Consider the following 26,548-nt stretch of genomic DNA (forward strand, 5'->3'; position numbering starts at 1 on the left):
AAATGGCCCGTTACCGCCGGGCTGAAACGCACCACTCCCCCGCGGCTCGGACGAGTTCCGCTCCGAGCCACGGGGTCGAGGCCCACAGCGCCCCGCTCTCTCGCCTCTAGTCGGCCGCCTTCCGCGCCGCGGCGAGGGCCCGCAGCACGTCGGCGATCAGGTCCTCCGGGTCCTCGGCGCCGACCGAGAAGCGGATGAAGCCCTCCGCGACGGCGTCCCCGCCCCAGCGCCCGCGCCGCTCCGCCGAGGAGCGCACCCCGCCGAAGCTGGTGGCGTCGTCGACCAGGCGCAGTTCGTCCAGGAAGCGCTCGGCCCGCGCGCGGTCGGCGAGCTCGAAGGAGATCACCGAGCCGAAGCGGCGCATCTGCCGCGCGGCGATCGCGTGCGAGGGGTCCTCCGGGAGCCCGGGGTGGCGCAGCCCGGTCACGTCGGGGTGGTCGGCCAGGACCCGGGCGAGCTCCAGGGCGGTGGCGCACTGGCGGTCGATCCGCAGCTGGAGGGTGGCCAGCGAGCGGTGGGCGAGCCATGCCTCCATGGGCCCGGGGATGGCGCCGACGATCTTGCGCCAGCGCCGTACCTCGGCGGCCCGCAGCGGGTCGCGGCAGCTGACGTGACCGAGCAGCACATCGCCGTGGCCGGTCATGCCCTTGGTGTCGCTGGCCACCGAGAAGTCCGCGCCCAGTTCCAGCGGCCGCTGGCCGAGCGGGGTGGCGAGGGTGTTGTCGACGGCGACGAGCGCCCCGCGGGCGTGCGCCTCGCGGACCAGCCGGCGGATGTCGCAGACGTCGAGCCCGGGGTTGGACGGGGTCTCGATCCACAGCAGCCGGGCGCCGTCGAGCACATCGAGCTGGGCGTCGCCGCCGGTCGGGGCGGTGCGCACCTCGATCCCGTACGCGCGCAGCTGTTCGTGGAGGAGCGGCAGGGCCTGGTAGCCGTCGGTCGGCAGGACGACGGCGTCGCCGGCGGAGAGCTGCGAGAGGAGCACCGCGGAGATCGCGGCCATGCCGGAGGCGAAGACCACGGTCTCGACTCCGGCCGCGTCGGGCGCCTCCAGGGTGCCGATGGCCTGTTCCAGATGGGTCCAGGTCGGGTTCTCGTCGCGGCCGTAGGTGTACGGGCCGGTGGGCTCGCCCGGGAGGTGGAAGTGGGCGGCGAAGACCGGCCCCGGCAGGGTCGGTTCGTGCTTCACGGGCTCGGGGAGTCCGGCCCGCACGGCGAGGGTCCCGTCGCCGGGGCCCCCGCCGGGGTGGTGCTGTTCCTGAGGGGTCACGGGTTCACGGGGTCCTTTCCTCGATCTCGTCCCCCCGAAGTCCGGCCCGGACCGCCGCGAGGAGTCCCTCGCTCGCGGCCTCGGCCATCTCCAGACATTCCTCGAAGCCCTCGTGCCCGCCGTAGTACGGGTCGGGGACGTCGAGCGCGTCCCCGGCGGCGGGGTCGTACGAGCGGAGCAGCCGGATCTTCGCCGCCTCGTCGGGGGTACGGGCGAGGCGGCGGAGCTCCCGGACGTGGCCCTCGTCGAGCGCGATCACCAGATCGAGGGCGGGGAACCAGGAGGCGCGGAACTGCCGGGCGGTGTGGGCGGAGGTGTAGCCGTGCTCCTCCAGGACGGCGACGGTGCGGGGATCCGCGCCGTCGCCCTCGTGCCAGCCGCCGGTGCCCGCGCTGTCCACCTCGACCGCCCCGCCGAGGCCGGCCTCCTCCACGCGCGCGCGGAAGACGTGCTCGGCCATCGGGGAGCGGCAGATGTTGCCGGTGCAGACGAAGCAGACGCGGTAGGTCATGGGCTCGCTCAGTCGCCGTCGGGGAGCAGCACGTTGAGCGCCCACGAGACGACGGAGATGATCAGGCCGCCGAGGACGGCGGTCCAGAAGCCGTCCACGTGGAAGCTGAGGTCGAACTGGTCGGCCAGCCACGAGGTGAGCAGCAGCATCAGGGCGTTGACCACCAAGGTGATCAGGCCGAGGGTGAGGATGAAGAGAGGAAACGTCAGCAGCTTCACGATCGGCTTGACCAGGAAGTTGACCAGGCCGAAGACGAGGGCGACGAGCAGCAGGGTGCCGACCGCCTTGCCCGTGATCTCGTCGTCACCGGTCAGGGTGATGCCCCCGAGCAGCCAGATGGCGACCCCGAGGGCGCCCGCGTTGGCGAGCGTCTTGACTACGAAATTCTTCATGTGTCTGATCGTGGCAGAGACGATCGGGCAAAGGGCAGGGGCGAACGGCAGTGAAGGCATTCCGGCTGGACGAACTCGAGGCGGAGCGCGCCGCCAACGAGGGGGCGTACCTCCAGTTCCTGCGGGAACGGAACATGTCGGTGGGGTTGTACGCGCTCGACGCGGGCGCGCTGGACCCGCAGTCGCCGCACGGTCAGGACGAGGTGTACTTCGTGGTGTCGGGGCGGGCGGCGATCACCGTCGGGGACGAGACGACGCAGGTGGCGCGGGGCAGCGTGGTCTATGTGCCGGCCGGGGTGCCGCACCGCTTCCACCACATCAGCGAGGACCTGAAGGTCCTAGTGGTCTTCTCCCCGCCGGAGGCGTGACCGGGATCCGCGACGGGAGGCGTGACCGGGATCCGGGCTTCCGGGGGGTCTCGGTCTCGGGGCTGAACCCCTGGTTCCCCTAGGGGTTGGATCAGGGGAGAGCCGGGGCGCCGGGGGCCCCGCGGGGCCCTGTCTCCCGCCTAGCCTTGAGGTGTCGGGGACGGAGGGTTCCGGACGGGGCTTCGAGACCGAAGGAGAGAACCATGGCCGTACAGGAGATTCTCGCGGGGCTTCCGTGGTGGGTGAAGTGGATCGCGATACCCGCCCTGGTCCTGCTCGTCTTCGGCGGAGTCATCACCAGCGTCCTCGCCTTCGTGGTCGGCCTGCTGTTCAAGGTGCTGCTGTTCGTCGGACTCGTGGCCGGACTCATCTACGCCGTACGGAAGTTCGGCAGCCCGTCGAAGTCGGACCGGGACTGGTAGCACAAGCTACTCATCGGTATCCAGCGACTGCCGGGCGTTAGCCCGGCAGGGGGATGCGCTGGTGGAAACAGGGTGGGGGGCGAGGACGAGCCACTAGAGTGGCAGATCTCCGCCGAGTCGGGGCCTACGGGCGTAGATCTCCTGGAGAACAGCGGTTTTCCCGCTCGTCCGTGAGGGGTCCGTCCAACGGGCCCCATCGGTGTTCCAGGCCCGGCGGGTGCGCGGGGGCGGCCCCCGCGAACGGGTGCAGTGCATCCGTTGTCACGCCTGGGGGTGACCTTTGGCCATGGCCACGCAGACGGCTGCGCCGACCCTGATCGGCTCGGTGCAGCGGGCGCTGAGACTTCTGGAGGCCGTGGCCTCCCATGCGGACGGCGCCCCCGCCAAGCAACTCGCCCGGGAGACGGGCCTTCCGCTGCCGACGACGTACCACCTTCTCCGCACCCTGACGCACGAGGGCTATCTGCTCCGCGACAAGGGTGCCTTCTATCTGGGGGAGGCAGCAGCCCGGCTGGCCGGCGGCGGGGCTGTGCAGAATCGTCGCATCAAGATCGAAGACTCCCTTGCCCACTGGCGGGACGAGATCGGTGTGCCGGTCTACTTCGCGCTCTACCGCGACGGCGAGATCGAGCTGGTCTCGGTGGCGGACACCCCCAACTCCCCCGCGGTGGAGGAATGGGCGAATTTCCGCGAGACCGGTCACGCCCACGCGATCGGGCAGTGCCTGCTCAGTCAACTCGATCTGAAATCTCGTCAAGACCACCTCGACCGCCACCCGGTGGAAGCCATCACTCCGTACACGGTGCGTAACCGGCGGGTGCTTTTGGAGCGTTTGGGTAGTTTGGGGCGAATGGAGCCCCTGGTGGAGCGTCAGGAATATGCGCTCGGCACGGTTTGTGCGGCCATCCCCATCACGGCGGGCTCCACCGCGGCCACTCTGGCCATTTCTCTACCGCTTCACCAGGAAGAACGGTTGCTCCCAGCAGTCGAGCGGCTACGTACGGAGATCGGAAGCCTCTTCAGTTCGCTCGCGTTCTCTATCAGTATCTGAAAAATCACTCCTTGTGATCCGCTAGCGCGTACAGCACGATTGCGTCAAGAGGGCCACGGGGGATCATTCCTGGCCGTTTCGGTCACAGCTTTCAGCAGCTGTGTTTACACAACTGCTCCATCTACTGCGGGGTACATGATGCGAGAGTCGGTTCAGGCCGAGGTCCTGATGAGCTTCCTCGTCTCGGAGGAGCTCTCCTTCAAGATCCCTGTCGAACTGCGATACGAGACCCGGGATCCCTACGCGGTGCGGATGACCTTCCACCTTCCCGGAGACGCGCCCGTGACCTGGGCGTTCGGCAGGGAGCTGCTGCTCGACGGGATCAACCGCCCGAGCGGCGACGGCGACGTCCACATCGCCCCGACCGACCCCGAGGGCCTGTCGGACGTGTCCATCCGGCTCCAGGTGGGCGGCGACCGCGCCCTCTTCCGCGCCAGCGCCCCGCCGCTCGTCGCCTTCCTCGACCGCACGGACAAGCTCGTACCGCTCGGTCAGGAACAGACACTGGGTGACTTCGAGGACAGCCTGGAGGCCGCGCTCGGCCGGATCCTCGCTGAGGAGAGCGCCGGTCCGGCCTGACCGGCGCCGCCCGCGCCGTACGGCTGAAACGGTGCCGTGCCGCGTACAGCTACAGTTGACACCGGTGCCGTGCCGCGTACAGCCACAGCTGACATCGGCGCCGCGCCGCGTACAACCGAAACCGGCGCCCTGCCGCGTACGCCTGACATCGGCGCCGCGCGGCCGTTACTTCGCGCGGCGACGCCGGCCGCCGCGACCTGCCGTCCGGACGGCGGCGGGCTCCTCCGACGGGCGGTCGGCCGAGACCACGAGCGCCGCGAGTGCCGTCGTGACCGGCACCGAGGCGACCAGACCGATCGAGCCGACCAGGGTTCGGACGATCTCCTGAGCCACCAGCTCGCTGTTGGCCACCGTGCCCATGCTGCTCTGTGCGATGGTGAAGAGCAGGAGCAGCGGGAGCGCGGCACCGGCATAGGCCAGGACCAGCGTGTTGACCACCGAGGCGATGTGGTCGCGGCCGATCCGGATGCCCGCCCGGTAGAGCGCGCGCGGACCCATGGCCGGATCGGCCTGGTGCAGCTCCCAGACCGCCGAGGTCTGGGTGACGGTGACGTCGTCCAGGACACCGAGCGAACCGATGATCACACCGGCCAGCAGCAGGCCGGACATGTCGATCTCCGGGTAGAGGCCGTGGATGAGGCCGGTGTAGTCGTCGGTGTTGCCGCTGAGCGAGGCCCAGCCGATGAAGAAGGAGCCGAGCAGGCCGATCAGCAGCAGCGAGATCAGCGTGCCCAGCACGGCGACCGAGGTGCGGGCCGACAGACCGTGACACATGTAGAGCGCGAGCAGCATGATCGCGCTCGACCCGACCACGGCCACGACCAGCGGGTTCGAACCTTCGAGGATCGCGGGGAGGATGAAGAGGGTGAGCACCAGGAAGCTCACCGCGAGCGCGATCAGCGCCATCACGCCGCGCAGCCGTCCGACGAGGACGACCGCGAGCGCGAAGATGCCGGCGAGGACCGCCATCGGCACCTTGCGGTTCACGTCGGTCACCGAATACTGGAGGTCGGCCGGGGCGTCGGGGGCGTAGGCGACCACCACGCCCTGCCCCTCCTCCAGTTGGCGCGGAGCGTCCGGCTGCACGATCTCGGTGAACCGGCGGCCCTTGTCCGTACCGCTCGTGACCTCGATCGTCGCCCTCTCGCACTGCCCCTGCTGCCCGTTGACCGCCTCGCGGCCCTGCGGGGTGGTCGTGTCGCCGGTGGGCGGCACCTGCGCCGCGTTCACGTCCTTGCAGTCCACCTGCTCGACCGCGACGACCTTGCCCTGCTCGGTCTGCCGGTCGAAGCCGACCCCGGTCCGCTCGTGCGCCGCGGTGCCACCGGGCCAGAGCACCGCGAGACCCACGACCACGGCGGTGGCGAAGGGGATGAGGACGGCCGCGATGACCCTGCGCAGATGGCGGGAGACGGGCGCGGCGGGCCCGTGACTGTGGCTGTGGCCGTGGCCGTGCCCGGATCCGTGGCCGGACCCACCGGAGCGGTGACCGGCGGCGCCGTGGTCGTGACCAGCGCCGTTTCCGGGCTCGTTTCCGGGCTCGTGGCCGGGCTCGTGGCCATGCGGATCGGGGGACTGCTGCGAGGAAGTCACCGCCTGATCATCGCAAGAACGGCGGGGGCCCACTGTTCAGCACGCCCGGGAGGGCGCTAGCGTGGTGACACCTTTGCACACGCGGGAGCTCGGAGCACCGGGCTGAGAGGGCGCTGATCACCGTACGCGGACACGTACGGGAGGAGGCTGCGCCGACCGCCGAACCTGTTACCGGGTAATGCCGGCGTAGGGAGATTCGGTCTCATGACCATTCAGGACGCACGCACGCCTGCCTCCGACCAGAAGGACCCGAACGGCGCGCGCACGCCGGGCTGGCACAAGGGGTACGTCGAGGGCTCGCGCCCCGACCTCCGGGTGCCGGTCCGGCAGGTGCACCTCACCAACGGCAAGGACGTGACGCTGTACGACACGTCCGGTCCGTACACCGACCCCACCGTCGACACCGACGTCCGCCGGGGCCTGCTGCCGCTCCGCGAGAACTGGATCATCGCGCGCGGCGACACCGAGGAGTACGCGGGACGCCCGGTCCGCCCCGAGGACGACGGCATCAAGCACACCTCGCCGCGCGGCGGCGGGCTCAAGAACCTCGACGCGGTCTTCCCGGGCCGTCCGCGGCTGCCCCGCCGGGGCCGCGCCGGGCAGGCCGTGACCCAGCTCGCGTACGCCCGCCGGGGGGAGATCACCCCGGAGATGGAGTACGTGGCGATCCGGGAGAACGTTTCCCCCGAGGTCGTCCGCGAGGAGATCGCGGCGGGTCGCGCGGTGCTGCCGGCCAACGTCAACCACCCCGAGATCGAGCCGATGATCATCGGCAAGCGGTTCCTGGTGAAGGTCAACGCCAACATCGGCAACTCCGCGGTCACCTCCTCGATCGAGGAGGAGGTGGAGAAGATGACGTGGGCGACCCGCTGGGGCGCCGACACGGTCATGGACCTGTCCACCGGCCGCAACATCCACACCACCCGCGAGTGGGTGCTGCGCAACTCCCCCGTGCCCATCGGCACCGTGCCGCTCTACCAGGCCCTGGAGAAGGTAGACGGCAAGGCCGAGGAGCTGACCTGGGAGATCTACAAGGACACGGTCATCGAGCAGGCCGAGCAGGGCGTGGACTACATGACCGTGCACGCCGGCGTACTCCTGCCGTACGTGCCGCTCACCGCGCGCCGCAAGACCGGCATCGTCTCGCGCGGCGGCTCGATCATGGCCGCCTGGTGTCTCGCGCACCACAAGGAGAACTTCCTCTACACGAACTTCGAGGAGCTCTGCGAGATCCTCGCGGCGTACGACGTCACGTACTCGCTCGGCGACGGTCTGCGTCCCGGCTCGATCGCCGACGCCAACGACGCGGCGCAGTTCGCGGAGCTGAAGACGCTCGGCGAGCTCAACACGATCGCCAAGCGGCACAACGTGCAGACGATGATCGAGGGCCCGGGCCACGTCCCGATGCACAAGATCAAGGAGAACATCGACCTCCAGCAGGAGATCTGCGAGGAGGCGCCGTTCTACACGCTCGGCCCGCTGACCACGGACGTCGCGCCCGCGTACGACCACATCACCTCCGGCATCGGCGCGGCGATGATCGCCTGGTGGGGCACGGCGATGCTCTGCTACGTCACGCCCAAGGAGCACCTGGGCCTGCCGAACCGCGACGACGTGAAGACCGGTGTCATCACGTACAAGATCGCGGCCCACGCGGCCGACCTCGCGAAGGGGCACCCGGGCGCCCAGGAGTGGGACGACGCCCTTTCCGACGCGCGCTTCGAGTTCCGCTGGGAGGACCAGTTCAACCTGGCCCTCGACCCGGACACCGCCCGCGAGTTCCACGACGAGACGCTGCCGGCGGAGCCCGCGAAGACCGCGCACTTCTGCTCGATGTGCGGTCCGAAGTTCTGCTCGATGAAGATCTCGCAGGACATCCGGCGTGAGCACGGGGGCACGCAGGAGGAGATCGAGGCGGGGATGGCCGAGAAGTCGGCGGAGTTCGCCGCGAGCGGTAACCGGGTCTACCTGCCCATGGCGGAGTAACGACTCCGTCGGTCCGGCCATGCGCCGACCCGGCCATGCGCCATCACCTGATTCCCCGGCCCGCGGTCCACGGGGGGACCGCGGGCCGGGGTGCGTCAGGCGTCGGGGTGCGTCAGGGAGCCGGGTCGGGGTCTTCGGGGGCTTGGTCGGGGCCTTGGCCGGGGTCGGAGTCGAGGGCCGTGAGGGCGGCGTGGAGGAAGGGGACGATGCCGCGTTCCAGGAGGGCGTGGCGCCAGGCGGCGCGGGCCCTGGTGAGTTCGTCGTCGGGGGCGCCGGTCTCGGCGGGGCTGTTGCGGAGGGCCGTCAGGAGGAGGCCGGCGCCGGCGCAGAGGAGGCCGGCGGCGGCGAGGGCGCCGAAGACCAGGCCCGCGGTGAGCAGGGTGGTGCCGAGGGCGGCGTCCGGCGCGAGCAGGTGGACCACCGCTCCGACCAGGAGGAAGATCGTGGCGGCCGTGCCGGCGAGCACCGGGACGAGGACGGTGAGGACCGCGACGGCGCCCGGGGACTCGTCCGGGCCGGGGGTCCGGGGGCGGTTGGACGCGGCGCGGCTCTGGTCGCGCACCTTGGTGAAGTGCTCGTACTCGCTCGCCGCCGCCGCGGTGATCAGCGCCGTCGCGCTCAGCGCCATCACGCGGAGCTGGGCGGCCGTCAGCCGCGCGCCCGCTCCGGCGAGTTCCGGCCGTTCCGGAGCGGTGCGCAGTGCGTCGTCGAGGATCCGCTCGTACTCGGCGCGGTCCTCGGTCAGCAGGTGCGGAGCCACGTTCATGTGCATCCCCCGATGCTCGGTGGGCCGGGGCCGGCCGTGGAGAACGGCGGTCCGGGCGGAAGCGGAGGAGAGCCTGCCTGGCTGGGGAGAACGATGGTAGGGCCGTGACCGGGCGCGCTGACAGGGGGTTTCCGGAATTCGCCCGCTCCGGATGCGCAGGGTGAGGGTCAGTCCCCCAGCGGGAGTTGGACGACCAGCAGCGTCCCGGCCATGGTGACGCCGCCGTCCATGGCGATGGCGAGCCCGTCGGCGTAGACGTGCGGGCCGTCGACGACCGGGCGGGAGTCCTCCTCGCCGTCCTCCGTGCCGACCTGGCCGAGGAGGTACGGGATCGGGCTGTGGCCGTGCACGACGCGCGAGCCGCCGTAGGTGCCGAGCAGCTCCTGGACGGCCTGCGGGCCCGCCTCGTCGCGGAAGGCGAAGCGCTTGGTGAACTTCCGGAAGAGGTCCCAGACCTCGTCGGCGTCGTTGCGCGTGAGGATCTCGTGGACCGTGTCGTTGACGTCCTCGATCGTCTCGCCGTACTCCAGATACGCGGTGGTGTCCGAGTGCAGCAGGAGGTGGTCGTCCTCGCGGACGACGGCGTCGAGCCGGGACATCCACTGGAGGTGGACGTCCTGGAGGCGGTCCATGTCGTGCTTCTGCCCGCCGTTGAGCAGCCAGGCGGCCTGGAAGGTGGCGGTGCCGGCCCCGGAGTTGACCGGGGTGTCGCCGAAGCGCTTGGCGCCGATGAGGAGCAGTTCGTGGTTGCCCATGAGGGCCTTGCAGTAGCCGCCGGCGGCGGCGGCCTCGGCGGAGAGGCGCATGACGAGGTCGATGACGCCGATGCCGTCGGGGCCGCGGTCGGTGAAGTCGCCGAGGAACCACAGCCGGGCGTTGCCCGCGGCCCAGCCGCCGTTCTCGTCGATGAGGCCCTGGGCGCGCAGCGCCGCGACGAGTTCGTCGAGGTAGCCGTGGACGTCGCCGACGACGTAGAGCGGGCCGGGGCCGTCGCCGGTGGGCACGGGCGCGGGGGCGGCGGCCGGGGCGACGGGGACTCGGAGGGTGTCGCCGCGCTGGATGACCGGCAGGTCGCGCTCGGTCGGGGTGTACCCGTCAGGGAAGGCTCCCGGGAGGTCACCGGGGAAGTCCCCCGGGAAGTCCTTGGGGAAGCCGCCGGCTCCGGAGTGGGTTGTGATGGCGCTGGGGTGGGGCGTGGTGGCGGCGGGGTGGGCCGTGGTGGCGCCGACGGGGTGGGGTGCGGTGGCGGCGTCGGGGAGCGGCGTGGCCGCGACGGCCGGGGCGACGCCGGTCGGTTCGGGGTACGCGGCCGGGCGGGTGCCCAGGTGCAGCGTGGGATCCGCGGGTGCGGGTGCGGGTGCGGGTGCGGCGGGCGGCTCGGCGGCGTGGCCCTGCACGGGCACCCGGGCGTACGGGGGTACGCGGAAGTCACGCAATGTCGCCGTGCGCTCCACGGGATCCTGCCCGGCCCCCTGAGTCATCGACCCCTCCACCACCGTCGCGATGCCCTGCACATCGCGGACCGGCCTGGTCGGGGGGTCCGCGGTGTCGTGCGCCCATCATAGGAATGAGGGTCCGCCTGTGTGACGCACCAGGGGTGGTGAATCCGGGTTCGCTCCGGGTTCACCGGTTGTTTCGCCCGAATTGAGAAGGTCCAGTCCAGGGTCGGGTCCGGCGGAGCGCCGGTTTCGCCGCTTCCGCCCACGGGCAGGGACGGGACGGCGCTCGTTCTTCGGGTCGGTTCAGGGGCGTTCGGCGCGGGTTTCTTCGGGTCGTGCGTCCGGCCGCTCTTTCCGCGCGGCCGGAGTCCGGAGGGTCTCGTGGGGCTCTCGTCGGTGTCCCGTCGGGGTCCCGTCTGGGTCCCGTCGGGGGGCTTGTCAGTCCTTCGCGGGCGAGCGCGGCGGGCTGACCGTCGTCCGCGGCGACCGGCGTTGCGAGGAGGTGCGGACGATGAGTTCGGTCGGTATCACCTGCTCGACCGGTCCGTCGCCTTCGATCCCCTCGATGGCGTCGATGAGGAGCTGGACGACGGCGGTGCCGATGCGGCGCGGTTTGAGCGAGAGCGTCGTGATGGGCGGTTCGGTGGTGGCGTAGACGTTGGACTCGCTGCAACACACGATCAGCAGGTCGTCGGGGACGCGCAGCCCGTAGCGGCGGGCGGCGGCGAGGAGGTCGGTGCCGTTGGGGTCGAAGAGGCCGTAGACGGCGTCGGGACGGTCGGGGCGGGCGAGCAGCCGGTCGGCCGCGACGGCGCCCGCGCACGGGTCGTGCGCCGGGTATGCCTCGTAGACGGGGTCCTGTCCGACCCTCTCGCACCAGTTGAGGTACGCGGTGGTGGAGAGGCGGGTGTAGGTGTCGGTGGTGGTGCCGGTGAGGAGGCCGATGCGGCGCGCGCCCGCGTCGGCGAGGTGGTCGAGGAGGTCGAGGACGGCGGCCTCGTGGTCGTTGTCGACCCAGGCGGTCACCGGGAGCGTGCCGGCGGGGCGTCCGTCGGAGACGACGGGGAGGCCCTGGCGGACGAGCTCGGTGACCACCGGATCGTGGTCGGAGGGGTCGATGACGACGGTCCCGTCGAGGGCGACGTTCGACCAGACGTCATGGCGTGATGTCGCGGGGAGGATGACGAGGGCGTAGCCGCGAGCGAGCGCGGCCGACGTGGCGGCCCTGGCCATCTCCGCGAAGTAGGCGAACTCCGTGAAGGTGAAAGGTTCATCCCCGTACGTGGTCACGGTCAGGCCGATGAGTCCCGACTTGCCGGTGCGGAGCGTGCGAGCCGCCGCGGAGGGGCGGTAGCCCAGCCTGTCGGCGACCTCGCGGACGTGCCGGCGAGTGGCGTCCGGGAGTCGGCCCTTGCCGTTGAGCGCGTCGGAGACAGTCGTGATGGAGACCCCGGCGGCGGCTGCCACGTCCCGGATGCCTGCCCGGCCCTGCCGGCTTCCCCGGGTCTGTGCCCGGCTCACCTGGTGCTTCCCTGCTGCTGTCATGGCGAGCCGATAGTAGGGCGATGAGGGGTGGGTGAGACGGCCGCATATGCAAGCGTTGACAGGCACGTTTCTGCATGGTCGAAAGGCGTCAAGAGGTAGAGAATCCAAGGTAGTTGAGGGGTTCTCCATGTGACTTGATGTTGTCGGACGGGATGGGCCTGGCGTGGGGGCGAGGTCTCGAAGAGGTCTCAACTCACCTCTACGGGGGACGCGCGCCACGGCGCTCGCCACCGGCGCGCGCCACCCGGTCGCACGCCCCCTGGGTCGGGGAGGCCCGTCGGGCAGGGTTTTCCACAGCGTTGCAGGGCTGTTGTCCACAGCCCATTCGCAGCGGGCGGGAATCCTCATAAAGTGAGAAGCATTGGCGGTACGGACGGTCGAGGAGGCCACACTGTGAGCGAGACGAGCGGGACGAGCGCGTCCACCCCGAAGCTGCGCGCCGAGCTGGACGGGGTCCCCACGTACAAGCCGGGCAAGCCGGCCGCGGCGGGCGGCCCGGTCGCCTTCAAGCTGTCCTCCAACGAGAACCCCTACCCGCCGCTGCCTGGCGTGCTGGAGAGCGCGCTGGCCGCCGCCGCGAGCTTCAACCGGTACCCGGACATGGCCTGCACCGAGCTGTCGGCGGAGCTGGCCGACCGCTTCGGCGTCCCGGTCTCCCACATCGCCACCGGCACCGGCTCGGTCGGCGTCGCCCAGTCGCTGCTCCAGGCGACCTCGGGCCCGGGCGACGAGGTGATCTACGCCTGGCGCTCCTTCGAGGCGTACCCGATCATCACCCAGATCAGCGGGGCCACCTCGGTGCAGGTGCCGCTGACCGAGGACGAGACGCACGACCTCGACGCGATGGCGGCGGCGATCACAGACCGGACCCGGCTGATCTTCGTCTGCAACCCCAACAACCCGACGGGCACCGCGGTGCGCCGGGCCGAGCTGGAGCGCTTCCTGGACCGGGTGCCCTCCGACGTCCTGGTGGTGATCGACGAGGCGTACAAGGAGTTCGTCCGGGACGCCGACATCCCGGACGGCATCGAGCTCTACCGCGACCGGCCGAACGTGGCGGTGCTCCGCACCTTCTCCAAGGCGTACGGCCTGGCGGGGCTGCGGGTCGGCTTCGCGATCGCCCACGAGCCGGTGGCGGCGGCGCTGCGCAAGACGGCGGTGCCGTTCGGCGTGAGCCAGCTGGCGCAGGACGCGGCGGTGGCCTCGCTGCGCGCCGAGGACGAACTGCTCGGCCGGGTCGGCTCGCTGGTGGCGGAGCGCGAGCGGGTCCGCGCGGGGCTCGTGGCCCAGGGCTGGACGGTGCCGGACGCGCAGGCGAACTTCGTCTGGCTGCGGCTCGGCGAGCGGACCATGGAGTTCGCGGCGGAGTGCGAGCGGCACGGCGTGGTGGTGCGGCCGTTCGCGGGGGAGGGCGTGCGCGTCACGATCGGCGAGACCGAGGCGAACGACCTGTTCCTGAAGGTGACGGAGGGCTTCCGCCAGGGAGCGTGACGCGGCGGGCGCGTGCGACCCGCCGAATCCGGCGGGTCAGGCGAGCTCGACGCGGATCGGGTCGCCGTCGCGGACGGTGGCCAGGATCCGCGGGTCGTCGTCGAGCGAGCCCAGCAGGTTGCACGGGCTCGCCAGCCGGCATTCGTCGCCCCGGGAGATCGGGGTGGGTCCGTAGGGGAGGGCGAGGGCGTCGCCGTCGGTCCAGAAGGCCACCGTGCCGGGGTCGACGACCTGGCGCGCCCCGGCCTCCCGCTCGACCGAGACCGGAGTGTCGAAGTAGACCTCCTCGCCCCAGGTGCGGGCGGTGGAGACGATCGGCAGGGCCCCCAGGAGCGCTGTGCTCGTGGGGGTTTCGTCGAGGGTGGCCGTGGTGTGTCCGGCCGGCCAAGTGAGGCGTATCCGAAGGGTCATGGCCCGGATTCAACAATATGTTGAAGGGCTTGGGAAGGTGTGACCTTCGGTACAGCCCCCCGCTCTCCAGTACGGATTTCGTATGAGTCATAATGCTTGTGAATGTGAACGCGTTCACAAGCGTGTCCCCGTTCATCCCGTAATAGGGGGGATCAAAGGGGCAAACTGCCGATGTGACCACGGCGATAAGGAGAAGACGACGTGGACCTCGCTCTGGCGCCGGAGACTTTGGCGCGCTGGCAGTTCGGCATCACCACCGTCTACCACTTTCTCTTCGTTCCACTGACGATCTCCCTCGCCGCACTCACCGCCGGTCTTCAGACCGCCTGGGTCCGGACCGAGAAGGAGAAGTACCTCAGGGCGACGAAGTTCTGGGGAAAGCTCTTCCTCATCAACATCGCGATGGGCGTCGTCACCGGCATCGTGCAGGAGTTCCAGTTCGGCATGAACTGGTCCGACTACTCCCGCTTCGTCGGTGACATCTTCGGCGCGCCGCTCGCCTTCGAGGCGCTCATCGCCTTCTTCTTCGAGTCCACCTTCATCGGCCTGTGGATCTTCGGCTGGGACAAGCTGCCGAAGAGGATCCACCTCGCCTGCATCTGGATGGTGTCGATCGGCACGGTCCTCTCCGCGTACTTCATCCTGGCCGCGAACTCCTGGATGCAGCACCCGGTGGGCTACCGCATCAACGAGGACCGGGGCCAGGGCGCCCGCGCCGAGCTCACCGACTTCTGGGCGGTGCTCACCCAGAACACCGCGCTCACCCAGTTCTTCCACACCATGACGGCCGCCTTCCTCGTCGGCGGCGCCTTCATGGTCGGCATCTCCGCCTTCCACCTCGCGCGCAAGCGGCACATCCCGGTCATGCGGACCTCGCTGCGGCTCGGCCTGATCACGCTGATCATCGCCGGCCTCGGCACCGCCATCAGCGGTGACATGCTCGGCAAGGTCATGTTCAAGCAGCAGCCGATGAAGATGGCCGCCGCCGAGGCGCTGTGGGACGGCGAGGCGCCCGCACCCTTCTCGATCTTCGCCTACGGTGACGTCGAGAAGGGCCACAACAAGGTCGCCATCGAGATCCCCGGGATACTGTCCTACCTCGCCAACGGCGACTTCGACTCGTACGTCCCCGGCATCAACGACATCAACAAGGCCGAGCAGGAGAAGTACGGGCCCGGCGACTACCGGCCCAACATCCCCGTCGCCTACTGGGGCTTCCGGTGGATGATCGGCTTCGGCATGGCCTCGCTGACCATCGGTGTCATCGGACTCTGGCTGACCCGCAAGAAGTTCCTGATCGCGCCCGGACTGAGGACCGGTGAGGACGAAGTGCCGAACCTCGTCCTCTTCAAGAACAAGGCCCTCAGCCCGAAGATCGGCCAGTGGTACTGGGTCGTGGCCCTCTGGACCATGCTCTTCCCGCTGATCGCCAACTCCTGGGGCTGGATCTTCACCGAGATGGGCCGCCAGCCCTGGGTCGTCTACGGAGTGATGAAGACCAGCGCCGCCGTCTCACCCGGCGTCTCGCAGGGCGAGGTGCTCACCTCGATGATCGTCTTCACCTCGCTCTACGCGATCCTCGCCGTCATCGAGGTCAAGCTCCTCGTGAAGTACGTGAAGGCCGGCCCGCCCGAGCTCACCGAGAACGACCTCAACCCGCCCACCAAGATCGGCGGGGACACGCGTGACCCCGACCGGCCCATGGCCTTCTCGTACTGAGGCTCAGGAGATCGAGGCATGGAACTCCACGACGTCTGGTTCGTACTCATCGCCGTCCTCTGGATCGGCTACTTCTTCCTGGAGGGATTCGACTTCGGCGTCGGCATCCTCACCAAGCTGCTCGCCCGGAACCGGCCCGAGAAGCGGGTCCTGATCAACACCATCGGGCCCGTCTGGGACGGCAACGAGGTGTGGCTGCTGACCGCCGGCGGCGCGACCTTCGCCGCCTTCCCCGAGTGGTACGCGACCCTCTTCTCCGGCTTCTACCTGCCGCTGCTGATCATCCTGGTCTGCCTCATCGTCCGCGGTGTCGCCTTCGAGTACCGGGCGAAGCGGCCCGAGGAGAACTGGCAGCGCAACTGGGAGCAGGCGATCTTCTGGACCTCGCTGATCCCCGCGATCCTGTGGGGCGTGGCCTTCGGCAACATCGTCCGGGGCGTGAAGATCGACCGGAACATGGAGTACGTCGGCACCTTCTGGGACCTGCTCAACCCGTACGCCCTCCTCGGCGGACTGGTCACGCTCACCCTCTTCACCTTCCACGGCGCGGTCTTCGTGGCGCTCAAGACGGTCGGTGACATCCGGGCCCGGGCCCGGGCGCTCGCGGTGAACCTGGGTCTGGTCACGGCGGTGCTCGCGGTCGTCTTCCTGATCTGGACGCAGGCCGACTCGGGCGGCAGCTGGAGCTTCGTCGCGATGCTGATCGCGGCGGTGTCGCTGGTCGGCGCGATCGGTGCGATCAAGGCCGGGCGCGAGGGTTGGTCCTTCGCGCTCTCGGGGGTGACGATCGCCGCCGCGGTCGCGATGCTGTTCCTGGCGCTCTTCCCGAACGTCATGCCGTCCTCGCTCGACCCCGCGTGGAGCCTGACGGTGACGAACGCGTCGTCGAGCCCGTACACGCTCAAGATCATGACGTGGTGCGCGGCCGTCGCCACGCCGCTCGTCCTGCTCTACCAGGGCTGGACGTACTGGGTGTTCCGCAAGCGGATCGGCACCCAGCACATCGCCGAAGCCCACTAGGGCATCCACCGGCGCCTGCCAGTGCCGTCGCCCGGGGTCCGCGAGGATCCCGGGTGCTCATCCAGAGGGGCATGTTTCACGTGAAACCGATGCCCCGGGCGCTTTCCTTCAGAGGGGCATGTTTCACGTGAAACCGATCGACCCGCGTCTGCTCCGGTACGCACGGGCGACCCGCTTCTTCCTCGTCGCGGTCGTCGTACTCGGCCTGGCCGGGGCGGCGCTGGTCATCGCCCAGGCGATGCTCATCGCCGAGATCGTGGTGGGGGCCTTCCAGAAGGGCCTCTCGGTTTCCGATCTGACCACTCCCCTGCTGGTGCTCGCGGGGGTCGCGGTGGCGCGGGGCCTCGTCTCCTGGCTGACCGAACTCGCCGCCCACCGGGCGAGCGCGGCGGTCAAGTCCGAACTCCGCGGCCGGCTGCTGGAACGGGCCACCGCCCTCGGGCCCGGCTGGCTCGGCGGGCAGCGCACCGGCTCGCTCATCGCGCTCGCCACCCGGGGCGTGGACGCGCTCGACGACTACTTCGCCCGCTACCTGCCCCAGCTCGGCCTGGCGGTCGTCGTCCCGCTCGCGGTCCTCGCGCGGATCGTCACCGAGGACTGGGTCTCGGCCGCGATCATCGTCGTCACCCTGCCGCTCATCCCGGTCTTCATGATCCTCATCGGCTGGTACACCCAGGCCCGCATGGACCGGCAGTGGAAGCTGCTCTCCCGGCTCTCCGGCCACTTCCTCGACGTCGTCGCCGGACTGCCCACCCTCAAGGTCTTCGGCCGGGCCAAGGCCCAGGCCGCCTCGATCCGCGCCATCACCGCGGACTACCGGCGGGCGACCATGCGCACGCTGCGGATCGCCTTCCTGTCGTCCTTCGCTCTGGAACTGCTCTCCACGCTGTCGGTGGCGCTCGTCGCCGTCACCATCGGCATGCGGCTCGTCCACGGCACCCTCGACCTCTACACCGGGCTCGTCATCCTCGTCCTCGCCCCCGAGGCGTACCTGCCACTGCGGCAGGTCGGCGCGCAGTTCCACGCGGCGGCGGAGGGGCTGGCGGCGGCCGAGGAGATCTTCGAGGTCCTGGAGACCCCGGTCCGGGGCAGCGGTACGCGAGAGGTGCCGGCCGATGTGCGGCTGGAGCTGGACCGGGTGACGGTCCGCCACCCCGGGCGCGCCGAACCCTCGCTGGACACGGCGAGCCTCACCGTCGAGCCGGGGGAGACGGTGGCGCTCGTCGGACCGAGCGGCGTCGGGAAGTCGACCCTGCTCGATGTCGTCCTCGGCTTCACGGAGCCGGAGGAGGGCGGAGCCGTACGGGTCGGGGGCGTGGACCTGGCGGAGCTGGACCTGGACGCCTGGCGGGAGCGGATCGCGTGGGTGCCGCAGCGGCCGTACCTCTTCGCCGGGACGATCGCCGAGAACGTGCGGCTCGCCCGGCCGGAGGCCGGTGACGAGGAGGTGCGGGCGGCACTGCGGGACGCCGGGGCGGACTCCTTCGTGGACGGGCTGCCCGAGGGGGCCGGGACCGTGCTCGGCGAGGACGGGGCCGGGCTGTCCGCCGGTCAGCGGCAGCGGCTCGCGCTGGCGCGGGCCTTCCTCGCGGACCGGCCGCTGCTGCTGCTCGACGAGCCGACGGCGGCGCTGGACGGCGAGACGGAAGCGGGGATCGTCGACGCGGTGCGGCGGCTCGCCGAGGGACGGACCGTGGTGCTGGTCGTGCACCGGCCGGCGCTGCTGGCCGTGGCCGATCGCGTGGTGACGATCGGGGCGCCGGCGGATTCGGCTGATGCCCCGGCCGTCGATGCCCTGGCCGCCGCATCCGCAACCTCAGCCGGATCCGCATCCGCCCCCGCAGCCGTTCTGGACGTGGCGCTTCCCGTGGCGGAGCCCGTACACGCGGGCGGGCACGGGGTGCTCGGGCGGGTGCGGTCCATGGCCGGGGAGCTCAAGGGGCGGATGGGGCTCGCGCTGCTGCTCGCGAGTCTGGCGCTCGGCTCGGCCGTGGGGCTCATGGCCGTGTCCGGGTGGCTCATCTCGCGGGCCTCGGAACAGCCGCCCGTGCTGCACCTGATGGTCGCCGTGACCGCCACCCGGGCCTTCGGCATCGGGCGGGCCGTCTTCCGGTACGCCGAGCGGCTGGTCTCGCACGACGCCGTGCTGCGGATGCTCGCCGAACTGCGGGTCTCCGTCTACGCCCGGCTGGAGCGGATCGCCCCCGCGGGACTGCGCCGCACCCGGCGCGGCGACCTGCTCGCGCGGCTCGTCCACGACGTCGACGCCCTCCAGGACTACTGGCTGCGCTGGCTGCTCCCGGCCGGTGCCGCGGTCGTCGTCGGGCTCGGCGCGGTCGGCTTCACCGGCTGGCTGCTGCCCGAGGCGGGCGCAGTGCTCGCGGTGGGACTCCTCGTGGCGGGCGTGCTCGTGCCGCCGCTGGGCGCCGCGCTGGCCCGGCGGGCCGAGCGGCGGCTCGCCCCGGCCCGCGGAGCGCTCGCCACGGCCGTGGCCGACCCACTGCGCGGCTGCGCCGAGCTGACCGTGGCCGGGGCGCTGCGGGACCGGCTCGACCGGGCGCGGGACGCCGACCGCACCCTCACCGGCATCGCCTCCCGGCAGTCCGCCGCGGCCGCGCTCGGTGCCGGGCTCTCGGCCGTGGTGTGCGGTCTGACGGTGGTGGCCGCGGCCTTCGTCGGCGTGCAGGCCGTCCGGGACGGCCGGCTCGACGGGGTCGCCCTCGCGGTCCTCGTCCTCACTCCGCTCGCCGCCTTCGAGGCCGTGACCGGGCTGCCGCTCGCCGTCCAGTACCGCCAGCGGGTCAGGCACAGCGCCGAGCGGGTCTTCGAGGTGCTGGACGCGCCCGTGCCCGTACACGAGCCGGCCGTGCCCGCCGCTCCCCCGGCCGGGCCGTTCCCGCTGGAGCTGGCGGGGCTCTCGGCCCGCTACGCCGGGCAGGACCGGCCCGCGCTCGACGGCTTCGCGCTCACCCTGGACGCCGGGCGGCGGGTCGCCGTCGTCGGCGCCTCCGGCTCCGGCAAGACCACGCTCGCCCAGGTGCTGCTGCGGTTCCTGGACACGGAGGAGGGGACGTACCGGATCGGCGGAGTGCCCGCCCGGGAGCTCGACGGCGACGACGTACGCCGCTTCGTCGGGCTGTGCGCGCAGGACGCGCACCTCTTCGACAGCTCCCTCCGGGAGAACCTCCGGCTCGCCCGTACGGACGCGAGCGACGAGGAACTGCGGGAGGCGCTGCGCCGGGCCAGGCTCCTCGACTGGGTGGAGGGCCTGCCCGACGGGCTCGACACCCTGGTGGGCGAGCACGGCTCGAAGCTCTCCGGCGGGCAGCGGCAGCGGCTCGCGCTGGCCCGCGCCCTCCTCGCCGACTTCCCGGTCCTCGTCCTCGACGAGCCGGCCGAACACCTGGACCTGGCCACCGCCGACGCGCTCACCGACGACCTGCTGCGCGCCACCGAAGGGCGTACCACCGTCCTCATCACCCACCGGCTGCGCGGGCTCGACGCCGTCGACGAGGTGGTGGTCCTGGACGGAGGCCGGACCGTGCAGCGCGGACCGTACGCCGAGCTCGCCGCCGAGGACGGGCCGCTGCGGCGGATGCTGGAGCAGGAACGGGCGACCGATCTCCTCCTCGACGGTGTCACGGAGGCCGCCACCGGCCGTCCGACTTTTCTCTCCAAATAGGACTAACTAGGCTCAGGTCCATGACCGCCGCCGCCACGCCCGATTCCCCGGACCCCCTGGTCGCCGCCACCGAGGCCACCCGCAGCCTCCAGGGGCTGTCCACGGAGCTGACCTCCCGCGTGCCGCAGCTCCTCGAAGCGATGCGGTCGGTGGGCACCGGGCTCGAACTCCACACCACCCTCGACCGGATCTGCGAGACGGCCGCGGAGCTGGCCGGCGCCCGCTACGCGGCCATCGGGGTCGTCGACGAGGAGGGCAAGGGCCTCTCCGACTTCGTCACGTACGGCGTCGACGACGACGTGGCCCGGCGCATCGGGCGCCGGCCCGATGGGCACGCGGGGCTGCTCGGCGCGCTCATCCGCGACCCGCGGACGATCCGGCTCGCCGACCTCTCCACCGATCCGCGCTCCGCCGGATTCCCGCCCGGCCACCCCGTGATGCGGACCTTCCTCGGCGTCCCCATCCGCGTCCAGGGCGAGATCTTCGGCAACCTCTACCTTGCGGAGAAGCGGAGCGGCGAGGAGTTCAACGACTACGACGTGCACATGGTCAGGGTCCTGGCCACCGAGGCGGGCATCGCCATCGGCAACGCCCGCCTCTACGAGGCCGCGCGCCAGCGCGAGCGGTGGATCGACGGCTCGGTCGCCGTCACCACCGCCCTGCTCTCCGGCGGCGACGCCGACGACGCCCTCGCCGTCGTCGCCGAACAGGCCCGGCGGCTCGCCGACGCGGACGCCGGGATCGTGCTGCTGCCGGCCGAGGAGGGCGGCCTGGAGATCGTCGCCGTCTCCTCGGCCCGGCCCACCAAGTCCCTCGGCGTGGTCATCCCGCCGGAGAGCCAGGTCGTGGAGCTGCTCCTGGACGGCGAGGCGGTCTTCGTCCAGGACGCCTCCTCGGACCCGCGCATGATCAGCCGGCTGACTTCCGCTTACGGACCGAGCATGCTGCTGCCGTTGCAGAGCGGGGGGCGGGTCCTGGGCGCGCTCGCGATGCCCCGCGCCCGGGGCGCCCGCCCCTTCTCGGAGGCCGAGCGGACCCTCGCCACCCAGTTCGCCTCGCAGGCCGCGCTCGCGCTGATGATGGCCGAGGCGCAGCGCGACCGGGAGCGGCTCGCGGTCTTCGAGGACCGCGACCGGATCGCCCGCGACCTGCACGACCTCGTCATCCAGCGGCTCTTCGCCACCGGGATGATGCTGGAGAGCGCGCAGCGGAAGGCGGTCGTGCCGGCCGTCCAGGAGGGCGTCGGCAAGGCCGTGGACGAGCTGGACGTGACCATCCAGGAGATCCGTACGGCGATCTTCGCGCTCCAGCAGGGCCCGGCCGAGGCGCCGTCGGGGCTGCGCACGCGCGTGCTGCGGGAGATCAACATGGCGGCCGTGCCGCTGGGCTTCAAGCCCGCGCACCGCTTCCTCGGCGCGGTCGACGCCACGGTCGGCGAGCTGACCGGCAAGAACCTGATCGCCGCCCTCCGCGAGGCGCTCTCCAACGCCTTCCGGCACGCCGCGGCGAGCCGCATCGAGGTCGTCGTCGACGCGACCGTGACCCTGCCGGACGGTTCGCCCGGGGTACGGCTCACGGTCGCGGACGACGGCATCGGCATGCCCGAGGGCGGCCGCCGCAGCGGCCTGCGCAACCTCGCCCGCCGCGCCGAGTCCCTCGGCGGCGCGAGCTGGTGCGGCCCGGGCCTCGCCGAGGACGGCGGCGGCACTTCGGTGGTGTGGGAGGCGCCGCTCTAGGGCCGCTCTAGGTCCGCTCTAGGGCCGTGCTGGGCTTACTGCGTGGCTTCCCCGGGGGCGGGGGCCGGGGCTGCCGCGAGGGCTTCGGCGACGAGCTGTTCGATGATCACGGCGACGCCGTCGTCGTTGTTGCCGACGGTGCGGCCCGAGGCGGCGGCGATCACCTCGGGGTGGGCGTTGCCCATCGCGTACGAGCGGCCGGCCCAGCTCAGCATCTCGATGTCGTTCGGCATGTCGCCGAAGGCCACCACCTCGTCCGCCGTGATGCCGCGCTCGGCGCAGCAGAGGGCGAGCGTCGACGCCTTGGAGACGCCGAGGGCGCTGATCTCGATGAGCGCGGTGGGGCTGGAGCGGGTGAAGGAGGCCAGGTCGCCCGCGGCCTCCCTGGCCGTGGCCAGAAAGACGTCGGGGTCGAGCTCGGGGTGCTGGGCGAGCAGCTTGAGGACGGGGGCTGCGGCGCCCGGTGCCTCCTCGTACAGCAGCTTCTCGGCGGTGGCGACGGTGGCGCCGGGGTCGAGGTAGAAGGGCGGGTACTGCGGCTCGTAGTGGATCCCGGTGGTCAGCTCGACGGCGAAGCTGGTGCCGGGGGCGGCGGCCCGCAGCGCCTGTACGACGGCGAGGGCGGCGGGCCGGGCCAGCGGGCGGACCTCCAGGAAGGTGCCGCCCGCGTGCAGGTCCACGACGGCCGCGCCGTTGGCGCAGATGGCGAGGCCGTGGCCGTGCACGTGGGCGCTGACCACGTCCATCCAGCGGGCCGGGCGGCCGGTGACGAAGAAGACCTCGATCCCCGCCCGCTCGGCCGCGGCGAGGGCGGCGACGGTCCGCTCGGAGACGGACTTGTCGTCGCGCAGGAGGGTGCCGTCGAGGTCGGTGGCGACGAGACGGGCCGCGGGTCGGGAGGAGGGACCGGCGGACGGGCTGGAGGCGGGGCTGGAGGAGGGGCGGGGAGAGGTCACCTTCTTATGGTGCCGCACCGGACGCACGGGCGTGCGGGTCCCCGCACATTTGAGTGCGTCATGGGGGGCTATGGGGCCGGGGCAGGTGGCGGGGGTGAGGTGGTGCGGGTGATGGCGTTGCGGGTGAGGGTGGTGGTGCTGAAGGGGCGGTGGGCGCGGCAGGGGTGACGGGAAGGGGCCGGGCCATGCGGCCGGGGCCGACGTACGCTCGGGGCATGAGTCTGCGCCTGAGCACCGTGATCCTGCCTGTCGACCGCTGGCACGAGGGTGGCCGCGCCACGTGGCAGCGCGCCGAGGAACTCGGCTTCCACGCCGCGTACACCTACGACCACCTGTCCTGGCGCAGCTTCCGCGACGGCCCGTGGTTCGGCGCCCTGCCCACCCTCACCGCCGCCGCGACCGCCACCGAGCGCCTGCGCCTGGGCACCCTCGTCACCTCGCCCAACTTCCGGCACCCGGTGACGCTGGCCAAGGAGCTGATCTCGCTCGACGACATCTCGGGCGGGCGGGTCACCCTCGGCATCGGCGCGGGCGGCAACGGCTTCGACGCCACCGCGCTCGGCCAGGAGCCGTGGACGCCGAAGGAGCGGGCCGACCGCTTCGCCGAGTTCGTCCCGCTGCTCGACCGGCTGCTCACCGAGGACGCCGTGACAGAGAGCGGCACGTTCTATTCGGCCGACGAGGCCCGCAACATCCCGGGCTGCGTGCAGCGCCCCCGACTGCCCTTCGCCGTGGCGGCGACCGGCCCGCGGGGCATGCGGCTCGCCGCCCGCCACGGGCAGGCGTGGGTGACGACCGGCGACCCCAAGCTGTACGAGTCGGGCACGGCGGCCCAGTCGGTGGAGGCCCTGCGCGGCCAGGTCGAGCGCCTCGGCAAGGCGTGCGCGGAGATCGGCCGGGACGTGGCCGAGCTGGACAAGGTCCTGCTCACCAGCTTCACCCCGGAGAAGAACGCGATCCTCTCTTCCCTGGAGGGCTTCGTGGACTTCGCCGGGACCCACCGCGACCTCGGCTTCACCGAGATCGTGATCCACTGGCCGATCCAGGACTCGGACTTCGCCGCCGACCAGGCCGTCTTCGAGAGCATCGCCACGGAGGCCCTGGGCCGCCTCGGCTGACCGCACCCGGTCCCGCCCCCGGCGCCCGGCGGGACCTCCCCCATACTCCTGGCATGTCCCCGACTCCCCCCTCGGCCCCGGCGCCGATACCGACCCCGATGCCTCTGCCGCCGGGGCCCGTCACCGACGGCGTGCCCGTCTGGCGGGGCGCCGACGCGGCCGCCTGGTCGGCCGCGGGACCCGGTCGGTGGGCGCGGCCGCTCTGGTCCGTCCTGGGGCTGCTGGTGGCGGTGGGCGCGGCGATCACCGTGGAGCCGATAGCGGCCTGCACGGACGCGCATCCGTGCGGCCCCGACTGGCTCGGCCTGGTGCAGACGGGCCTGGCCATCGGCCTGCTGCACTGGAACGCGCGGCTCCCCGAACTCGCCCTCGTCGCCGCACCTGCGCTCGCCGTCGTCGTCGCGGTCGAGCAGTTCCCCGCCCCGGGGACTGAGTCCCTGGTGGCGAACCTGGCCGTGCTCGCCGCCCTCGGCCTCGGCTGGGCCGCCGCCTGCGCCCGCCTGACCGCCCGCCGCCGGCAGCGCCTGCTCTTCGAGCGGACCGCCGGCGCGGTCATGCGCCCGTTCGGCCCCAAGGGTCTGCCGAGGCGGGGGACGGGCCCGCTCGCCGCCGGTCTGGTGCTGTGTGCCGTGGCCATAGCCGTGACCTTCACCTGCCTGCGTGACATTCAGGCGGAGGAGGACCGGGCAGCCCGGGCGACGCGGACCGAGGCCGAGGTCACGGGCCGCACGGAATGGGCGCTGCGGCTTCGCACCCACGACGGGCGCCGGCTCACCGTCGACTCCGTCTTCCCGGAGGACCAGCGCACCGGCACCACCATCACGGTGCTGGAGGACGGTTCATGGCGTCGCCTGGCCGCCGAGCCGTACGACCCCGTCGGCCGCGAGGTGCTCGTCCTGGTCACCGGGACGATCGGCATCTCCCTGACAGGCACGGGACTGCTCGCCTTCCGCCGCTCCCTGGCCCGGCGTCTGCGAGGGCTGCCCGCCCTGCTCGCCGTGCGCGTCCTGATGGCGACCGACGCCGAGGGCACGACCCGCGTCCACGCCTCCGACGACACCGACCTGCGCACGCCCCTGTTCGTCGCCGTCTGGGCCCCGTACTTGCTGACGGACGAGGAGCACGAGAGGCAGGACGAGACGGAGGACGAGACGGAGGACGAGATCGGGGGCGAGGGGGAGGACGAGTGGGAGGACACCGACCCCGATTTCACCCTCGTCAGTCTCCGCGAGAGCGTCATGTTCGGCGTCCCTCACGAGGGTGCCGAACTGGCCTTCGTCACGTCCACGGCGGAGGGAAGCCCCCACACGGCCGTCGTCCTCACCACCGTCCGTGTCCCCTGGACCGCGCGAAGGGTCAGCGGACGCGGCCGGCCAGCCACGGGGTGAGCGTCATCATCGGGATCAGTTCCTTGTAGGTCTGGCCGCCGGGCACGGGGACGATCAGCCACTGGCCGGGAGGGAAGAAACGTCCCTTCACATGGGCCAGGCCGGTGTGGATCGCCCGGACGAAGCCGGGGACGGCGTCCCTCGGCACATCGGCGAACTCGACGCCGTCCACCATGATCCTGGCGTCGTCCTCGGGGTAGAGCTGCACGGAGAGGTACGGGGACCCGCCGAGTTCGATGAATGCCTCGTGCGGCAGCGAGCCGTCCTCGTCGAGCACGCTGAACGCGCCGGAGGAGGTACGGCGGGAGGTCTGGTCCGCGCCGATGTCGTCGGTGACCGTGAACTCCAGGTGGAACTCCTCGGCGAGCGCGCGGACAGCGTTGACGGCGGCCTGGGTGCTGGGCAGATGCGGGTGAGACATGATCCGATCATGCCCCAGCGGCCGGGAGGCCCTCGCTGGAGGCGCTTCCCCGCTTCCCTACTTCCCCGCTTCCTCGCTTCCCTGCTTCAGCCGGGGAAGCGGATGAACTCCGCCGGTACGGCCGCCGTCAGCCAGACCCCGTTGGCGCTGACCCGGAATTCGTGGCCCGCCCGGTGCATGGCTGCGGCGTCCACGCTCAGCACCACCGGCCGGCCCCGCCGCGCCCCGACCCGGGTCGCCGTCTCCCGGTCGGGGGAGAGGTGCACGTCGTGGCGGGCCATGGGCCGCAGCCCCTCCGCCCGGATCGCGGGGAGCCGGTCCGCGACCGTACCGTGGAAGAGGTACGCGGGCGGTTCGGCGGCCGGCAGGTCCAGGTCGACGCTGATCGTGTGCCCCTGGCTCGCCCGGATCCGGGTGCCCTCGACGGCGAACCGCTTCTTGTCGTTGGAGGCGACCACGTGGTCCAGCTCCGCCCGGCTGATGGGGAAGCCGTGGGAGGCCGCGGCGGCGAGCAGGTCGTCGATCTCGGTCCAGCCGTGCGCGTCCAGCGTCAGCCCGATCCTCTCGGGTTGGTGCCGCAGATGCTTCGAGAGGTACTTCGACACCTTCACCGTGCGACGTTCGTCCATCGTTTTCTCCCCTTCAGGTTTGGTCCACAGCCAACGTGGCTTATCCACAGGCCAG

23 protein-coding genes and 1 riboswitch are annotated in these 26,548 nt (G+C 71.6%); of the genes, 12 read left to right on the forward strand and 11 right to left on the reverse strand.

The window, feature by feature from the left end:
- Nucleotides 1–106: 106 nt before the first annotated feature.
- Genes ACFXMG_RS24150 through ACFXMG_RS24160 form a run of 3 tightly spaced genes read right to left on the reverse strand, consistent with a single transcriptional unit; the run spans nt 107 to nt 2,173 of the window.
- A complete protein-coding gene (locus ACFXMG_RS24150) occupies nt 107–1,270 on the reverse strand; it encodes a cystathionine gamma-lyase (RefSeq protein ID WP_383814295.1) in 1,164 nt (387 codons plus the stop codon).
- Between the two features lie 4 nt (nt 1,271–1,274).
- On the reverse strand, nt 1,275–1,781 hold the full coding sequence (locus ACFXMG_RS24155) for a low molecular weight protein-tyrosine-phosphatase (RefSeq protein WP_383814293.1): 507 nt from the start codon (nt 1,779–1,781) through the stop codon (nt 1,275–1,277).
- An 8-nt stretch (nt 1,782–1,789) separates the two neighbouring features.
- Complete coding sequence (locus tag ACFXMG_RS24160) at nt 1,790–2,173, reverse strand: phage holin family protein (protein WP_383814292.1); 384 nt, start codon at nt 2,171–2,173, stop codon at nt 1,790–1,792.
- A gap of 50 nt (nt 2,174–2,223) precedes the next feature.
- On the opposite strand from ACFXMG_RS24160, the gene ACFXMG_RS24165 reads away from it, so the two are divergent.
- From ACFXMG_RS24165 to ACFXMG_RS24180, 4 genes are all read left to right on the forward strand, one after another.
- Nucleotides 2,224–2,541, forward strand: a complete 318-nt coding sequence (locus ACFXMG_RS24165; protein WP_383814290.1) for a cupin domain-containing protein — start codon at nt 2,224–2,226, stop codon at nt 2,539–2,541.
- Between the two features lie 203 nt (nt 2,542–2,744).
- Nucleotides 2,745–2,963 (forward strand): DUF5326 family protein, encoded by a 219-nt coding sequence (locus tag ACFXMG_RS24170; RefSeq protein WP_383814288.1) that lies wholly within the window; start codon nt 2,745–2,747, stop codon nt 2,961–2,963.
- A gap of 286 nt (nt 2,964–3,249) precedes the next feature.
- Nucleotides 3,250–4,014 carry an IclR family transcriptional regulator gene (locus ACFXMG_RS24175; RefSeq protein WP_383814287.1) on the forward strand — a complete coding sequence of 255 codons (765 nt, stop codon included), beginning with the start codon at nt 3,250–3,252 and terminating at the stop codon, nt 4,012–4,014.
- A gap of 138 nt (nt 4,015–4,152) precedes the next feature.
- Nucleotides 4,153–4,593: an SsgA family sporulation/cell division regulator gene (locus ACFXMG_RS24180; RefSeq protein WP_030493805.1), complete on the forward strand. Its 441-nt coding sequence runs from the start codon at nt 4,153–4,155 to the stop codon at nt 4,591–4,593.
- 165 nt (nt 4,594–4,758) lie between these two features.
- Here ACFXMG_RS24180 and ACFXMG_RS24185 read toward each other — a convergent pair whose 3' ends face one another.
- The gene (locus ACFXMG_RS24185) at nt 4,759–6,186 is read right to left on the reverse strand and encodes a YibE/F family protein (RefSeq protein ID WP_383814286.1); all 1,428 of its coding nucleotides are present in this window, start codon (nt 6,184–6,186) and stop codon (nt 4,759–4,761) included.
- 71 nt (nt 6,187–6,257) lie between these two features.
- Nucleotides 6,258–6,396, forward strand: a riboswitch (TPP riboswitch).
- Here ACFXMG_RS24185 and thiC point away from each other — a divergent pair.
- The gene (thiC, locus tag ACFXMG_RS24190; RefSeq protein WP_383814284.1) at nt 6,391–8,172 is read left to right on the forward strand and encodes a phosphomethylpyrimidine synthase ThiC; all 1,782 of its coding nucleotides are present in this window, start codon (nt 6,391–6,393) and stop codon (nt 8,170–8,172) included. Its footprint overlaps the riboswitch before it by 6 nt.
- A 112-nt stretch (nt 8,173–8,284) precedes the next feature.
- Here thiC and ACFXMG_RS24195 read toward each other — a convergent pair whose 3' ends face one another.
- The 3 genes from ACFXMG_RS24195 to ACFXMG_RS24205 all read right to left on the reverse strand — a co-directional run bounded on the left by ACFXMG_RS24195 (nt 8,285) and on the right by ACFXMG_RS24205 (nt 11,922).
- Nucleotides 8,285–8,944 (reverse strand): hypothetical protein, encoded by a 660-nt coding sequence (locus ACFXMG_RS24195; protein ID WP_383814283.1) that lies wholly within the window; start codon nt 8,942–8,944, stop codon nt 8,285–8,287.
- 161 nt (nt 8,945–9,105) lie between these two features.
- A complete protein-coding gene (locus tag ACFXMG_RS24200) occupies nt 9,106–10,419 on the reverse strand; it encodes a metallophosphoesterase (RefSeq protein ID WP_383814281.1) in 1,314 nt (437 codons plus the stop codon).
- Nucleotides 10,420–10,815: 396 nt separating this feature from the next.
- Nucleotides 10,816–11,922: a LacI family DNA-binding transcriptional regulator gene (locus tag ACFXMG_RS24205; RefSeq protein WP_383814280.1), complete on the reverse strand. Its 1,107-nt coding sequence runs from the start codon at nt 11,920–11,922 to the stop codon at nt 10,816–10,818.
- Nucleotides 11,923–12,315: 393 nt separating this feature from the next.
- Between ACFXMG_RS24205 and hisC the strand changes: the two genes are divergently transcribed.
- Nucleotides 12,316–13,413 carry a histidinol-phosphate transaminase gene (hisC, locus tag ACFXMG_RS24210; RefSeq protein ID WP_383814278.1) on the forward strand — a complete coding sequence of 366 codons (1,098 nt, stop codon included), beginning with the start codon at nt 12,316–12,318 and terminating at the stop codon, nt 13,411–13,413.
- Nucleotides 13,414–13,449: 36 nt separating this feature from the next.
- Here the strand turns inward: hisC and ACFXMG_RS24215 are convergent, their stop codons facing one another.
- Complete coding sequence (locus tag ACFXMG_RS24215; protein ID WP_383814276.1) at nt 13,450–13,824, reverse strand: cyclophilin-like fold protein; 375 nt, start codon at nt 13,822–13,824, stop codon at nt 13,450–13,452.
- Between the two features lie 201 nt (nt 13,825–14,025).
- On the opposite strand from ACFXMG_RS24215, the gene ACFXMG_RS24220 reads away from it, so the two are divergent.
- The 4 genes from ACFXMG_RS24220 (at nt 14,026) to ACFXMG_RS24235 (ending at nt 21,981) form a co-directional block, all read left to right on the forward strand.
- Nucleotides 14,026–15,543 carry a cytochrome ubiquinol oxidase subunit I gene (locus tag ACFXMG_RS24220; RefSeq protein ID WP_383814275.1) on the forward strand — a complete coding sequence of 506 codons (1,518 nt, stop codon included), beginning with the start codon at nt 14,026–14,028 and terminating at the stop codon, nt 15,541–15,543.
- An 18-nt stretch (nt 15,544–15,561) separates the two neighbouring features.
- The gene (gene cydB, locus ACFXMG_RS24225; RefSeq protein WP_383814273.1) at nt 15,562–16,563 is read left to right on the forward strand and encodes a cytochrome d ubiquinol oxidase subunit II; all 1,002 of its coding nucleotides are present in this window, start codon (nt 15,562–15,564) and stop codon (nt 16,561–16,563) included.
- Between the two features lie 127 nt (nt 16,564–16,690).
- Entirely contained in the window at nt 16,691–20,245 is a 3,555-nt protein-coding gene (gene cydD / locus ACFXMG_RS24230) for a thiol reductant ABC exporter subunit CydD (RefSeq protein WP_383814271.1), read from the forward strand.
- A 20-nt stretch (nt 20,246–20,265) separates the two neighbouring features.
- Nucleotides 20,266–21,981, forward strand: coding sequence for a GAF domain-containing sensor histidine kinase (locus ACFXMG_RS24235; protein ID WP_383814269.1), 1,716 nt, complete (start codon nt 20,266–20,268; stop codon nt 21,979–21,981).
- A 35-nt stretch (nt 21,982–22,016) separates the two neighbouring features.
- Here ACFXMG_RS24235 and ACFXMG_RS24240 read toward each other — a convergent pair whose 3' ends face one another.
- Nucleotides 22,017–22,937: a Cof-type HAD-IIB family hydrolase gene (locus ACFXMG_RS24240; RefSeq protein WP_383814267.1), complete on the reverse strand. Its 921-nt coding sequence runs from the start codon at nt 22,935–22,937 to the stop codon at nt 22,017–22,019.
- Between the two features lie 215 nt (nt 22,938–23,152).
- Here ACFXMG_RS24240 and ACFXMG_RS24245 point away from each other — a divergent pair, with 215 nt between their 5' ends.
- Both ACFXMG_RS24245 and ACFXMG_RS24250 read left to right on the forward strand, forming a co-directional pair.
- Nucleotides 23,153–24,055 (forward strand): LLM class flavin-dependent oxidoreductase, encoded by a 903-nt coding sequence (locus tag ACFXMG_RS24245; protein WP_383814265.1) that lies wholly within the window; start codon nt 23,153–23,155, stop codon nt 24,053–24,055.
- Nucleotides 24,056–24,108: 53 nt separating this feature from the next.
- Nucleotides 24,109–25,443 carry a hypothetical protein gene (locus tag ACFXMG_RS24250; RefSeq protein ID WP_383814263.1) on the forward strand — a complete coding sequence of 445 codons (1,335 nt, stop codon included), beginning with the start codon at nt 24,109–24,111 and terminating at the stop codon, nt 25,441–25,443.
- Here ACFXMG_RS24250 and ACFXMG_RS24255 read toward each other — a convergent pair.
- Both ACFXMG_RS24255 and ACFXMG_RS24260 read right to left on the reverse strand, forming a co-directional pair.
- Nucleotides 25,412–25,864, reverse strand: coding sequence for a hypothetical protein (locus tag ACFXMG_RS24255; RefSeq protein ID WP_383814262.1), 453 nt, complete (start codon nt 25,862–25,864; stop codon nt 25,412–25,414). The genes ACFXMG_RS24250 and ACFXMG_RS24255 overlap by 32 nt on opposite strands.
- Before the next feature lie 86 nt (nt 25,865–25,950).
- Nucleotides 25,951–26,493, reverse strand: coding sequence for an RNA 2'-phosphotransferase (locus ACFXMG_RS24260; RefSeq protein WP_383814260.1), 543 nt, complete (start codon nt 26,491–26,493; stop codon nt 25,951–25,953).
- Between the last annotated feature and the right edge of the window lie 55 nt (nt 26,494–26,548).

Source organism: Streptomyces sp. NPDC059201 (assembly GCF_042754585.1).
Taxonomy (GTDB): domain Bacteria; phylum Actinomycetota; class Actinomycetes; order Streptomycetales; family Streptomycetaceae; genus Streptomyces.